Consider the following 13,206-nt stretch of genomic DNA (forward strand, 5'->3'; position numbering starts at 1 on the left):
ATGACTCCCTCGATCCGCCGCAAACTCGAAGCCCTCGCCGAACGCCACGAGGAGATTGGCCTGCTGCTCGCGCAGCCGGACGTGCTCGCCGACAGCCAGCGCTTCCGCGACCTCTCCCGCGAATACGCGCAACTCGAGCCGGTCGCGGCATCGCTGAAAGAGCACGACCAGGCAGAACGCGAACTGGCCGACACGCGCGCCATGCTCGACGATCCCGAGATGCGCGACATGGCCGCCGACGACATCGATCGCATCGAGTCGCACCTGGCACGCCTGGACGGCGAACTGCAGATCCTGCTCCTGCCGAAAGACCCGCGCGACGAAGGCAACCTCTTCCTCGAGGTGCGCGCGGGCACCGGTGGCGACGAGGCGGCGATCTTCGCCGGCGACCTGTTCCGCATGTACGCGCGCTATGCGGAACGGCAGCGCTGGCACCTCGAAATCCTCAGCGCCAGCGAGGGCGAGCACGGCGGCTACAAGGAAATCGTCGCGCGCGTGGAAGGCCGCGGCGCCTATTCGAAGCTGAAGTTCGAATCGGGCACGCACCGGGTGCAGCGCGTGCCCGAAACCGAGTCGCAGGGGCGCATCCATACGTCGGCTGCCACGGTAGCGATCCTTCCCGAGCAGGACGAAGTCGGGGACATCGAGTTGCGCGATGCCGACCTGAAGGTCGATACCTTCCGCGCCTCCGGTGCCGGTGGCCAGCACGTCAACAAGACCGATTCCGCCATCCGCATCACCCACCTGCCCACGGGCACCGTCGTGGAATGCCAGGACGAGCGCAGCCAGCACAAGAACCGCGCCCGCGCGATGAGCCTGCTGAAGGCGCGCCTTCTCGATGCCGAGCGCAGCAAGCAAAGCGCGGCGCAGGCGGAATCCCGGCGCCTCCAGGTCGGCTCGGGCGACCGCAGCCAGCGCATCCGCACCTATAACTTCCCGCAAGGCCGGATCACCGACCACCGTATCAACCTCACCCTCTACCGCCTGACCGAAGTGATGCAGGGCGACCTGGACGAATTGATCGACACCCTCACCCGCGAACACCAGGCCGACGAGCTGCAAAGCCTCACGTCCGGGGGCTGAGTCGCTCTGGTGGGAGCCGACCCAGTCGGCGATGAGTGCTCGCGCCGCCGTGACAGTTCTTGCCGCACAATGGCGGCACCCTCCGCCGGCGGACCCATCGATGGGCAAGAAAAAAGAATACGAAAAAGCGCTCGAAGACTTGCAGGTCGAACTGGTCGGCCTCACGCGCTGGCTGCGCCATACCGGCAAGCGCATGCTGGTGATCTTCGAAGGCCGCGACGCGGCCGGCAAGGGCGGGACCATCAAGGCGATCACCGATAAGCTCGACACTCGCGCGGCTCGCGTCGTGGCGCTCGGCAAGCCCAGCTCCGAAGAAGAAGGCCAGTGGTACTTCCAACGCTACGTCGCGCATCTGCCGAGCGCGGGCGAGCTCGTGCTGTTCGACCGCAGCTGGTACAACCGCGCCGTGGTCGAACCCGCCATGGGCTTCTGCACGGACGAGCAATACGACCGCTTCATGAAGGCGTGTCCCGTATTCGAGAAGATGCTCGTCGACGACGGCATCATCCTCCTCAAGTACTGGCTGTCGGTCGACCAGGCGGAACAGGAGGAGCGTTTCGCCGAACGCGCCGCGGATCCCCTCAAGCGCTGGAAGCTGTCGCCCGTCGACCTGAAGGCGCGCGAGAAATACGTCGAGATGGGGGACCTGCGTGACGCCATGATCCAGCGCACGCACACGACGGACGCGCCTTGGTTCGTGGCCGACTTCGACGACCAGAAGACGGGCCGCCTTAACCTGATCCGCCACCTGCTCGACCAGATCCCCGACAAGCTGAGCCCGGACGCCGAATTCGAGCTTCCGCCGCTGAAGGGCAAGCCGAAGAAGGACAAGGTGACCGCGAAGGCGGTGCGTGTGCCCGAGGTCTACTGACGCGCCACGACCTGTCGCCGCACCGGCAGCGGCCGACGCGACAACCGCCCATTGCGCGAGAGACGCAGCCACTGGCGTAGCGCCAGGAGGCCGCCGATCGATTCGATCATCGCCGCGGGCACCCACATGATGACGCCGCCGATCAGCTGGCCGGTGAGCACGTTCATCGTGAACGCGCGACCGCAGATCTCGAAGATCGGGTACAGGTCGGTCTTCGAAAACGTGACGATGGCGCCGGCCACGATCTGCGGCGTCATCGTGATCGCCGGTGACAGCACCCGCCAGCCCGGCGACATGCGACCCGGCGGCTTCGGCCGGTGGTCGAGCACGAGCCACCAGTACGACAGGCCGGACAGCACCATCGACCAGTTCATCGCACGGTAGATGCGCCAGTCCAGCATGGCGAGCGTCTGCATGTCCGTGATCAGCCAGACCAGGATGAGTGCGACGAAGAACAACGTGACGAAGGCGGGATTGAATACCACCGCGGCGAACGTCCGCCATGTGAGGCTCCGCCCTGCCCGGCGCACACGCGTGCGCCACGCGAGCGGCAGGCCCGCGCGTAGCACCGTGCCGGGATAAGCGGCGATGAGCAGCAACGGGGCCAGGTGGTGCAGCAGCACCTGCTGGATGCGATGCATGAAGAATTCATGCTCGGCGAAATAATCGAAGTACGTATGCAGCGAAACATAGACCATCGCCATGCCCGCCCAGAACGCCGCCTGCCGCGCTGGCGACACCTTTAGGCGCTGCGTTCCCCGGGCATACAGCCACGCCGCGCCGATGAAGGCGAGGAGGAACACCCAGGAGAATTCCCAGGGCACGATCCACTTCAGCACGGTATCGACCATGCCGTCAGACCACGCGCCGGCCGCGTCGCGTGCGCCGCCAGCCGTAGAGCAGACCGACCAGCGCCACGAGGCCCGGCACGAGCACGATGTTGATGAACTTCAGGCGCAGGCCGAGCGCGTCGATTTCCGCGTTGAGCTGGTGCTGTACGTCGCGCAGTTCCTTGCCGATGGCGAGCTTACGCTGCAGGTATTGCTCCACTTCGCGGCGTTGCTCCGCGGTCGCCGTGGTATTCGTCGCCGCGTTCTTGCCCAGCTGCAGCTCGGCGAGCCGCCGCTGCGTTTCGTACAGCTCGTTCTCCAGCTCGCGCTTCTTCACGAGGAACTTGCGGTCCGCTGCGGCCTGGAGCGCACGCACCTTCGTGAAAGGTCGCTGGGAGTTGACCCGCCCGCGAATCGACAAAAGGGCCGTCGAGCCGCCGAGGTTGTCGACGATGTTCGCCACGAAGTCGCCGTTGTTCGCGAACGGCGTGAGCTGCTGCTGGCCGAGCAGTGGCTGCACGTCGATCCACAACCGGTCCGACAAGAGGTCGGTATCCCCCACCAGCACCACTTCGCCCGGCGCCGCGGCCTGCGCCAGGTGGCCCTTATCGTTTCGCTCCGGGAACGCCGTCCGGAAGGTGTCGCGCAGGCGCGCCGCGAGCACATAGCGTTCGTGCGTCGGCACATAGTTGTCGAGGAGGGTCGACGGGTCCGACGCCGCATCGCGCACGCGCTGGGCTGGCACGACGGCGGCTTCGTCCGAGGTCTGCACCAAGGGAACGAGGCGCGCCTTCGTATCGGGCGCCAGTTCGAAGAAGCCGGCGCTCGAGAAGTTGACGCGCTGCAGGCTGGCCGTCACGACGTCGTCGTGGTTGAGGTCCTGGGAGCCGAGGCCGAGCATCGCAGGATGCGAGAGGCTGTTGCCGTTCAATTCGATCGTCAGCGCCTGGGACCGGTCGAGCACGACCTTGGTCGGGTCGTAGACGACGCCCCAGGCCTCGAACAACCGGCGCAAGTCGGAATCGTGGTCGTCCACGACCCCATGCGAATCGACCAGCGGCGAGTTGTCCATTTCCGCGTCGGGATCGACATAGACCACCAGGTGACCGCCTCGTAGCACGTACTGGTCGATCGCGTAGAGCGCGTCGTCCGATAGCCGCTTGGGGTGGATCAGCAGCACGACCTTGATCGCGTCGTCGATGTGCGTGAGGCCATCCGGATCGATGTTGGTTACGTCGGCCAGCTGGTCGAGCTGGCGCAAGACGGCCCACGCCGGTTCGCCGATCACGAGGTTGCCCTCCACCGGCAGTGTGCTGATCACGCCCAGACGCGGCTTCGTCGGCATGCCCAATTCATAGAGCAGCTTCGCGATGTCGTATTCGACGAAGGCCTCGCGGGCGGGATCGAAGAACGGAATGGCCTGTGGCGGCACGTCACCGGCGCCACCCATGCCGACAAGGCCGAAGAACACGCGCTCGCCGTTGCTTCCGCCACTGGCGGGCGACAGCCCATAACTTTCGGCGGCATCCTCGTCGTCCGAATACGGCACCGGATCGATCACCTTGAAGCGGATCCGTCCGTGCGCGCGCACGGCGATCTCGCGCAGCATCTCGTGCACGCGCTGCTCGTAGCTGCGCAGCTGCGGCAGGTCGCGGGTCGCGTGCTCGGAGAAATAGAGCGTAAGGGTCAACGGCTTGCGCAGGGCGTCGACGATCTTCTGCGTGCCGGGCGTCAAGGTGTAGATGCGGTCCGCGGTCAGGTCCATGCGCGCGGTGCGCAGCGACATCGAACTGATGGCGATCGCCAGGAGGAACAGCGCGGCGATGCCGAACAGCGAGAGGCGCAGCAGGAAGGGGCGCGAAATGGAGAAACTGCGCATCGTCAGCGCGTCCGCTTCAGGTCGAGCACGACGACACTGGCACCGAGCCAGGCGACTATCGTGGCGAAGAAGTACACGAGGTCACGGAGGTCCAGCACGCCGCGCGCGATCGCGTTCGCGTGTCGCGTGATGCTCAACTGGCCGATGGCACCGAGCAGCTTCGGCGGCACCGCGTCCTGGAAGAAATCGAGCACCTGCGGCTGGCCGACGAGCAACAGCAGGAAGCAGACTGCCGCCGTCAGGATGAAGGCGATGATCTGGCTACGCGTGCTGGTGGACATGCAGGTGCCGATGGCGATGAAGGCCCCAGCCATCAACCAGCTTCCCACGTAACCCGCCAGGATGACGCCGTTGTCGGGGTTGCCGAGGTAGTTCACGGTGATCCAGATCGGGAAGGTCAGCGCGAGGCAGATGCCGATGAATCCCCATGCGGCGAGGAACTTGCCGAGCACGGCCTGGGAGATCGACACCGGTAGCGAGATCAGCAGTTCCAAGGTGCCGGAGGCGCGCTCTTCCGCCCAGGTCGACATCGTCACCGCGGGCACGAGCACGAGGTACAGCCACGGATGCATGTCGAAGAAGGGTTGCAGGTCCGCAAGGCCGCGGTCGTAGAAGTCGCCGGTATAGAAGGTGAGCAAGCCGGCCAGGACCAGGAAGATCACCATGAAAACGTAGGCCACGGGCGTCACGAAATAGCCCCGCAGTTCGCGCCGCGCGATCGCCATCACCGCCTTCATGCCGGCACGCCACGCTGCGTGGTGATCTGGCGGAACACCTCGTCGAGGCGACCGCGTTCCAGCTGGATCTCCGATACCTCGAGGTTCTGCGTGCGCAGCAAGGCTTGAACGTCTTCGAGGATCGGTTGCCCCGCGCGGGGAAAGACGGTCACGCGTCCATCGAGCGGATCCACTTCCACCATCGCCACGCTGGGTATGCGCGCCAGCATCTCGCGCGAGACGCCGCTGCCCTGGGCGCTGAAGGAGACGGCGCCGTGGTACCGCGAACGCGCTTCCAGTTCGGCCGGCGTCGCATCGGCCAGCAGCTTGCCGTTGGCGATGATCGCCACGCGGTTGCACAGCGCGTGCACCTCCTCGAGGAGGTGGGTGGAAATGAGGATCGTGCGCTCGCGCGCCATCGCGTCGATCAGCATGCGCACGGAATGCTTCTGGTTGGGGTCGAGGCCGTCGGTGGGCTCGTCGAGCATGAGCACCGGCGGATCATGCAGGATCGCCTGGGCCAGGCCCACGCGGCGGCGCAGGCCCTTCGACAGGGTGCCGATGGTCTGGTCCAGCACTTCCTCCAGCTCGAGCCGCATCACCACTTCGTCGAAGCGCCGGAACGCCACGTCGCGCTCCAACCCACGCACTCGGATCATGAAGACGAGGAATTCGCGGATGGTCATCTCGCCGTAGCTGGGCGCGCCTTCCGGCAGATAGCCCAGTGCGCGCTTCGCCGCCAACGGCTCCTTGCGCACGTCGTGCCCGCAGACACGGGCCGTTCCCGACGTCGGCGTGAGGAAGCCGGCGATCATGCGCATCGCCGTGGACTTGCCGGCGCCGTTCGGCCCCAGCAAGCCAAGCACTTGCCCGGGTTCGGCGCGCAGGCTCAGCGAGTCGACCGCGATCAGCGGTCCGTAGCAACGGGTGAGTCGGTCGGTTTCGATCATCGCAACGCAGTGTAGCCAACTCGACGGCTTGCGGGCGCACCGCAAAAAAAAGCCCCGCCGATGGGCGGGGCTTCGTACTTGGGCGAGTTGCTTACTGCGCCGCGGTGCCGGCCGGGGCGGGCGCGGTGCCTGCCGGGGTCGGTGCCGTGCCAGCCGGAGCGGGCGCGGTGCCGGCAGGTGCCGGTGCCGTCGAGGAACCGGCCGGAGCCGCCTCTTCCAGGCCCGGCTGCTTCATGCCGGCTTCCTGTTCCGGCGTCTGCTCCGGAAGGTTGTCGCCCTGCAGCGGCAGGTAGATTTCGAACTTCTGCTCGTCGTAACCCTCGATGGTGCCCTTATTGTTTACCGGGGCCTTCACCTGGATGTCGTACGCGCGGTAGGTCACGTCGTCGAACTTGTAACCGTGGGTCTGCGAATACGCCGCCAGCATCTGGCGGGTCTGCGGCAGACCGGCGCCGGTGCCGTTCCACTCGGCCTTGAGGGCCTTGCCACCGAAGGCGAGCACGGCCTTCACGTTACCGTCGACGATCACGCGACCGAGCTTGTCCTTGCTGCCCGGCGTCGCGGCAGCAGCCGCGTCGGCAGGCGCGGCGGCGGTCGAGGCCTCGGCCGGAGCCGCGGCATCGAGCGTCGGACGCTGTGCCGGCGTGATCTCGACGTCCTGGCCGTTGATCTTCAGCGTGGTGGTGTCGATTTCAGCGGCGACGTCGAACGTGTAGTTCTGGTCGCCCCAGCTCGTGGTGAAGGTGATGCGCGGGCTGACGATGTTCACGCCCAGCTTCTTCGCCGCCGCCTGGATCTCGCCCATCGCCTTGTCCGAAGCAGCGTCGACGTCGTCGAGGGTGCGCGGGGCGGTGGTCGACACGAACAGCACCGGCTTGGCAGGCTGCTCGGCGATCGACGGAACCATCTTGCTGTAGTCGATGTTGGGGATCGACGCCATCAGGTTCTGCAGGTTGGACAGGCTGAACTGGATCAGCGAGTCCGGATCGCCGTGGATGTAGAGGTTGGAGAAGCGATTGATCAGGTTGAAGCCGTACGAGACGTCATAGGCCCAGTTCACCTTCACGAGCTTCTGGCTACGGCCAGCGCGCTCGAGCTTGATCGTGAACTTCTTATCGTCGCCACGCCAGCCGTTCTCGACGTTCCAGACGATCGTGCCCTTGCCCGCGTCGGAGATCTGGGCGAAGCCCGGATCGATCGAGGCGATCTCGAGCGAGCCATCGCCCACCTTCGGGTCGCTGGCCTTCCAGGCGATCTTCGCGCCCGGGCCGTAAGCCTTGCCGGAGAGCTCGAACTGCACCTTCGGGTCGAAGGAGCGCAGCACGGTGTAATCAGGGAAGCGACGGAAGTTGCTGAAAACGTCGTAAACCTGGCGCAAGTCCTTGCTGATAAGCATTTCGCGCTCGACGTGTCCCGTCGAGGGCATGGCCACGCCGACCACGACGCCGAGCACGGCGACGATGACGATGGCAACGATAAATTCTAACAGACGCGTCATTCCACGGATCTCCGAACGTCTTACGAACAGGCTCCACGCGCGGCCATGGACGCCGTGCGGTCACCCCTGAAGAATCGGCCCGTGGCAGGGGTTCGCCCGCGCCGAAAGAGCCGATGGTACTTGCTCGCGGCAGGGAACGCCATTGGGTCGCCTGCCCTTTTTTGCACTCGTGCACAAGCGGATTTTCGGCCGGAGTGCCCCGCGTCGCGCCGACCGGTCAGCCAGGGGTTACCCTCGGAGCCTCTTTCGCTCAGACGATGCCCAGTTCCAGGGCCTTCAGCACGGCCCGGGTGCGGTCGCGGACGCCCAGCTTGGAGAGGATGTTGGACACGTGGTTCTTCACCGTGCCTTCGGCAACGCGCAGGGAGTTGGCGATCTCCTTGTTGCTGTAGCCACCCGAGAGCAGCCGCAGGATCTCCGTCTCACGCTCGGTGAGCGGATCGGGCTGCTCCAGGCTGGAGAACTGGTTCTGGATGCGCCCCACGCCCGCCAGCAGGCGCTGGGTCACCATCGGCGCGACCAGCGAGCCACCCGCGGCCACCGTGCGCACGGCTTCCACGAGCTGGTCGAGCGACACGTCCTTCAGGAGGTAACCCCGCGCGCCGGCCTTCAACCCCGACAGCACCAGCTGGTCGTCGTCGAACGTGGTCAGGATGATCGTCGGCGGCAGCTCGTTGCGGCCGCCCAAGGCCTGGAGCACCTCCAGGCCGCTCATGTTCGGCATGCGCAGGTCGAGCAGCACCACGTCCGGCCGCACCTGCGGGATGGTCTGGACGGCTTGCGCGCCATCGGCGCATTCGGCCACGACACGGATGTCGCCGGCCAGGTCGAGCAAGGAGCGGATGCCCTGGCGGACCAGGTTCTGATCGTCAACGAGGCAGACGGAGATCATGGAAGATCCTCGGAAGGAACGGAGAGTTTGGCACGCGGCGCGTCCTCGGGCTCGTCGCCGAGAGCCCGGCCGAGTACCTGGCGAGGGGGTGCGTGGGCGAGCGAGGGTTCCTCGCCCAGCGGAAGGCGGGCCGTCAAGGCGAAGCCGCCGGCCGGATCGGTACGGAAAGAAACCGTGCCCCCAAACTCGGCGAGCCGCTCCTGCATGCCGGTAAGGCCGTTGCCGGGGCGGAATTCACCCGTGCCACCGCCGCGCCCGTCGTCGCGGGCGTCCAGGCAGAGCTCGTCCGGCCCGGTATGGCGGAACGTGAGCCAGAGGTGGCGGGCATTGGCGTGGCGGACGGTGTTCGTGAGGATCTCCTGCGCGCAACGCAGCAGCATCTGCGCCCGGCGCGGGTCCTCCACGCCGAAGCGCGGCGGCACGGTCAGGCGCACGTCCAGTCCCGGCACGCCCTCGGTAAGACTGCGCAGGGCCTGGGTAAGGTCGATGGCATCGTCCTGGCGCAGTTCGCTCACCACTTCACGCACGTCGGACAGCAGTTGCTTGGCGGTGCTCTGCGCCTTCAGCACGTGCTCGCGGGCGACGTCGTTCGTGAGGTGGCTGGCGACCTCGAGGTTCAGGCTCAACGCCGTGAGGTGATGGCCGACGAGGTCGTGCAGGTCGCGCGCGATGCGCATGCGCTCCGCGATACGGGTGGATTCGGCCAGCAACGCGCGCGTGGCGCGCAGTTCCGAGTTCAGGCGGCGGAGTTCTTCCCGTTCTTCCGCCTGCTGGCTGGCGACCATCGAGGCGACGAAGACCAGGGCGGAGAAGCCGAAATAGAGGCATGCCTGCATCAGGGCGCTGATGACACCCCAGCCCGGCACCTCCGCGAACACGGGCACCAGGGCCACGTGCGCCACCACCATCCAGGCGATGCCAAGCGGCAGGCTCACCAGCCAGGGCACCACGGTGGCGACGATGATCAGCAGCAGCGCGCCCACGCCGCTCTTGCTCAGTGCGCCGATGGCCAACGCCGTGCCCGTGAGGATCACCAGCACCGCCACCCGGGTCGCGCCGTTCAGCCGCGCGCCCAACTGGTTGGTCAGCAGCCAGTGGACGAGGCCGAAGACGAGGTAGCAGGCGGTCCAGGCCAGCAGCGCGACGTCGCCGATCGCCCCCGGGCCGCTGCCGGCCCGCTGCATCGACAACGGCAGCCCCGCGCAGAGGAACACGAAGTACGTCGCGTAGCGAAGCAGGCGGACGTGGTTGAACTGGACCTTGGACATGCTCGCATCATAGGGCTTCGGGCGGCCCGCACCACCTGACTGAAGTCACGTGCGCGCAAGCGGCAAACACCGGCTTTACAACGGTTTTACATGCGCGGATCGCTCCCCGGCGCGACCGGGGCATGCCATAATGCCGCGCATTGCGGCGGCCCGGGGGTCGCCTTCCACGATCACCCAAGCGGAGCAACGAATGGCCCTTGCCATCCGCGACGTGCGCGAGCACGACCTGGATGCCGTGCTGGCACTCAATAACGAGGCAGGCACAGGCATCCTCGCCACGGACCTCGACCGCCTGCGCCGTCTGTACGAGATCGCCCACTACTTCCGCGTCGCCGAAGAGGACGACCGCATCCTCGGCTTCCTCATCGCGATGCGCCAGGACGCCGATTACGCCAGCCCGAACTTCCGCTGGTTCCAGGCCCATTACGAAAGCTTCGTGTATATCGACCGCATCGTGATCGCATCGCAGTCGCGCGGTCATGGCCTGGGCCGGATCTTTTATTGCGATGTACAGAGTTATGCAGAGGTACGCGTGCCGCTTTTGACCTGCGAGGTGTTCCTCGAACCCCGCAACGACCAGACCGTGCTTTTCCACGGCACCATGGGCTTCCAGGAAGTGGGCCAGCAGAAGATGGGTGAAACGGGGCCGAAGGTGAGCCTGCTCGCCCGTGAACTGCCCAGCTTCCCGTTCGTCCGCGAGCGCTACCTCGACCATGGCGGTCTTCCGGCTGTGGCGTGGCTTGCGCAGCGCCAACGCCCCATCGACAGCACGGGGGCCTCCGCATGAGCGCCCGCGCCGAATCCCTCGAATCCGCCTGCGACCTCCGCTTCGGCCAGGTCGGCATCGCCTGCGTGCGCATCCGCCGCGTCGACGCCGCCGCGCTGGTGGAAGAATTGGAACGCCGCGTCCGCTCGGCACCGCAGATGTTCACGCGCGCCGCGGTGGTCCTGGATCTTTCGCACCTGTCGAAGCTGCCCGACGACGGCATGGTCGACGCGCTGCTGGAAGCGATCCGCAGCGCCGGGATGCTGCCGGTCGGCATCGCCTACGGCACCAGCGAGACGGAAGCGCTTGCCGAGCGCATGGGCCTGCCCCTCATCGCCAAGTTCCGCGCCCAGTACGAGCCGGCGCAGGGCGAGACGGCCACGCCGGTGCCCGCGCGGCATGAACCCGTGCGCGCCGCCGCGCCACTCGGCGAAGACACGTCCAGCGGTGCCACCGTGACTGCCCAGCACCATTCGGGTAGCACCGTGCGCTCCGGGCAACAGGTCTATGCACGCGACCGCGACCTCGTCGTGACCGCCGGCGTCGCCAACGGCGCCGAAGTGATCGCCGACGGTTCGATCCACGTTTACGGCAGCCTCCGCGGCCGCGCCATGGCCGGTGCGCAGGGTGACGAGTCGGCACGCATCTTCTGTTCCGACTTCCGCGCCGAACTGGTCGCGATCGCCGGGCACTATCGCGTGTTCGAAGACATGCCCAAGGAATTCGAAGGACAGCCGGTGCAGTGCTGGCTAGACAATGGAAAACTCATGATTGCGCGGCTCTAACAAGCCATCGTCGCTTGCAACACTCGGAGACATCTCTTGACTGAAATTATCGTCGTCACCTCCGGCAAAGGCGGAGTCGGCAAGACCACCACCAGCGCCTCCCTCGCGACCGGCCTCGCCATGCAGGGCAAGAAGGTCGCCGTCATCGACTTCGACGTCGGCCTGCGCAACCTCGACCTCATCATGGGCTGCGAGCGGCGCGTGGTGTACGACTTCGTCAACGTCGTGCATGGTGAAGCCACGCTCAAGCAGGCGCTGATCAAGGACAAGCGGCACGACACCCTGTTCGTGCTGGCCGCGTCGCAAACCCGCGATAAGGACGCCCTCACCCAGGAAGGCGTCGAGAAGGTGCTCGACGAACTGGCGAAGGAAAACTTCGACTACGTCGTCTGCGATTCGCCGGCGGGCATCGAGAAGGGCGCGCACCTGGCGATGTATTTCGCCGATCACGCCGTCGTCGTGGTGAACCCGGAAGTGTCCTCCGTGCGCGACTCCGACCGTATCCTCGGCCTGCTGGCGAGCAAGACCCGCCGCGCGGAGAAAGGCGAGGGTCCGGTGCAGCAGCACCTCCTCCTCACGCGCTACAACCCGAACCGCGTCGAGGCGGGCGAGATGCTCAGCGTGAAGGACGTCGAGGACATCCTCGGCATCTCCGTCGTCGGCGTCATTCCGGAATCGGAAAACGTGCTCGCCGCGTCGAACGCCGGCGTGCCGGTCATCCTCGACGACGATTCGAATGCCGGTGCCGCGTACAAGGACACGGTCGCCCGTATCCTGGGCGAAGAGCGTCCGCTCCGCTTCCTCGAGCCGGTCAAGAAGGGCTTCCTCAAGCGCGTCTTCGGAGGTTGAGCATGGGTATCCTCGATTTCCTGAAGCGCAAGCCAGAGCCGAGCGCCGGCGTCGCCAAGGAGCGCCTGCGCATCATCGTCGCCCAGGAGCGCTCGACGCGCGGCGGCCCCGACTACCTGCCGCTGCTGCGCAACGAGCTGCTGGAAGTCATCCGCAAGTACGTCAATGTCGACGTCGAGGCCGTGAACATCAACCTCGAGCGCGACAGCGGCCACGAGGTGCTGGAACTCTCCGTCGCCCTTCCGGAAGGAAAGGCGCCCGGTAAGCCGGCTGCCTCGGCGACCTGATCGCGTCATGAGCGACCTGTCCGCCGGAGCCGGCGAAAGCCCCTCCGGCACCGATCCCGCCGACGGCGTCATGCGCGTCGGCGAGATCGGATTCGACGCGCCGCGCGCCCTGCTCGCCCGCCACGGCCTCGCCCTCGTCGCCGTCGAGGACGGCATGGCTATCCCTGGTAGTTTCTGGGGCGACAGCGAAGCCGGCATCATCGGCACGACGGTCTACGCGCGCGCCGACACGCCGGTGCACTCGCTGCTGCACGAGGCCTGTCACCTCCTCGTGCTGCCCGAGGAACGTCGTGCCCTCGTGCACACCGATGCCACCGACTCCATCGAGGAAGAAGACGCCACCTGTTACCTGCAGATCGTCCTGGCGGAGCAGTTGCCGGGCGTGGGGTCGTCGCGTTTGATGGAAGACATGGACCGCTGGGGCTATACCTATCGCCTCGGTTCGACCCGCGCATGGTTCGAACAGGATGCGAGCGAGGCGCAGGCATTCCTGCGCCGGCGTGGTTTGTTGTAGGCGCTTCGTCGGTACGTC

At 66.4% G+C, this 13,206-nt stretch carries 14 protein-coding genes; 7 read left to right on the plus strand and 7 right to left on the minus strand.

Annotation, left to right across the window (positions count from 1 at the left end; genetic code table 11):
• On the plus strand, positions 1 to 1,083 hold the full coding sequence (prfA, locus tag ACQKIE_RS13040; RefSeq protein ID WP_427459710.1) for a peptide chain release factor 1: 1,083 nt from the start codon (positions 1 to 3) through the stop codon (positions 1,081 to 1,083).
• A 100-nt stretch (positions 1,084 to 1,183) separates the two neighbouring features.
• Positions 1,184 to 1,954, plus strand: coding sequence for a polyphosphate kinase 2 (gene ppk2 / locus ACQKIE_RS13045; RefSeq protein ID WP_427459712.1), 771 nt, complete (start codon positions 1,184 to 1,186; stop codon positions 1,952 to 1,954).
• Here the strand turns inward: ppk2 and ACQKIE_RS13050 are convergent.
• From ACQKIE_RS13050 to ACQKIE_RS13080, 7 genes are all read right to left on the minus strand, one after another.
• Positions 1,948 to 2,805: a cytochrome c oxidase assembly protein gene (locus ACQKIE_RS13050; RefSeq protein WP_427459714.1), complete on the minus strand. Its 858-nt coding sequence runs from the start codon at positions 2,803 to 2,805 to the stop codon at positions 1,948 to 1,950. The two genes, ppk2 and ACQKIE_RS13050, sit on opposite strands and share 7 nt — an antisense overlap.
• A gap of 4 nt (positions 2,806 to 2,809) precedes the next feature.
• Positions 2,810 to 4,663 (minus strand): GldG family protein, encoded by a 1,854-nt coding sequence (locus ACQKIE_RS13055; protein ID WP_427459716.1) that lies wholly within the window; start codon positions 4,661 to 4,663, stop codon positions 2,810 to 2,812.
• 2 nt (positions 4,664 to 4,665) lie between these two features.
• Positions 4,666 to 5,400: an ABC transporter permease gene (locus ACQKIE_RS13060; protein WP_427459718.1), complete on the minus strand. Its 735-nt coding sequence runs from the start codon at positions 5,398 to 5,400 to the stop codon at positions 4,666 to 4,668.
• Complete coding sequence (locus ACQKIE_RS13065) at positions 5,397 to 6,329, minus strand: ABC transporter ATP-binding protein (protein WP_427459720.1); 933 nt, start codon at positions 6,327 to 6,329, stop codon at positions 5,397 to 5,399. The genes ACQKIE_RS13060 and ACQKIE_RS13065 overlap by 4 nt, the downstream gene beginning before the upstream one ends.
• Positions 6,330 to 6,420: 91 nt before the next feature.
• The gene (locus tag ACQKIE_RS13070; RefSeq protein ID WP_427459722.1) at positions 6,421 to 7,827 is read right to left on the minus strand and encodes a polyketide cyclase; all 1,407 of its coding nucleotides are present in this window, start codon (positions 7,825 to 7,827) and stop codon (positions 6,421 to 6,423) included.
• Between the two features lie 250 nt (positions 7,828 to 8,077).
• The gene (locus ACQKIE_RS13075) at positions 8,078 to 8,719 is read right to left on the minus strand and encodes a response regulator (RefSeq protein ID WP_045829465.1); all 642 of its coding nucleotides are present in this window, start codon (positions 8,717 to 8,719) and stop codon (positions 8,078 to 8,080) included.
• A complete protein-coding gene (locus ACQKIE_RS13080; protein WP_427459725.1) occupies positions 8,716 to 9,987 on the minus strand; it encodes a sensor histidine kinase in 1,272 nt (423 codons plus the stop codon). The genes ACQKIE_RS13075 and ACQKIE_RS13080 overlap by 4 nt, the downstream gene beginning before the upstream one ends.
• Before the next feature lie 190 nt (positions 9,988 to 10,177).
• Here ACQKIE_RS13080 and ACQKIE_RS13085 point away from each other — a divergent pair, with 190 nt between their 5' ends.
• The 5 genes from ACQKIE_RS13085 to ACQKIE_RS13105 are packed head-to-tail and all read left to right on the plus strand — an operon-like array spanning position 10,178 to position 13,188.
• Positions 10,178 to 10,774, plus strand: coding sequence for a GNAT family N-acetyltransferase (locus ACQKIE_RS13085; protein WP_427459727.1), 597 nt, complete (start codon positions 10,178 to 10,180; stop codon positions 10,772 to 10,774).
• On the plus strand, positions 10,771 to 11,538 hold the full coding sequence (gene minC / locus ACQKIE_RS13090) for a septum site-determining protein MinC (protein WP_427459729.1): 768 nt from the start codon (positions 10,771 to 10,773) through the stop codon (positions 11,536 to 11,538). Before ACQKIE_RS13085 ends, minC begins: the two co-directional genes overlap by 4 nt.
• Positions 11,539 to 11,574: 36 nt before the next feature.
• The gene (gene minD, locus ACQKIE_RS13095) at positions 11,575 to 12,387 is read left to right on the plus strand and encodes a septum site-determining protein MinD (protein WP_427459731.1); all 813 of its coding nucleotides are present in this window, start codon (positions 11,575 to 11,577) and stop codon (positions 12,385 to 12,387) included.
• Positions 12,388 to 12,389: 2 nt separating this feature from the next.
• Entirely contained in the window at positions 12,390 to 12,674 is a 285-nt protein-coding gene (gene minE / locus ACQKIE_RS13100) for a cell division topological specificity factor MinE (RefSeq protein WP_427459733.1), read from the plus strand.
• A 7-nt stretch (positions 12,675 to 12,681) separates the two neighbouring features.
• Positions 12,682 to 13,188, plus strand: coding sequence for a hypothetical protein (locus tag ACQKIE_RS13105; RefSeq protein ID WP_427459735.1), 507 nt, complete (start codon positions 12,682 to 12,684; stop codon positions 13,186 to 13,188).
• Positions 13,189 to 13,206: the final 18 nt, after the last annotated feature.

The sequence above is a fragment of the Luteibacter sp. NPDC031894 genome (assembly GCF_050273135.1).
GTDB lineage: Bacteria > Pseudomonadota > Gammaproteobacteria > Xanthomonadales > Rhodanobacteraceae > Luteibacter.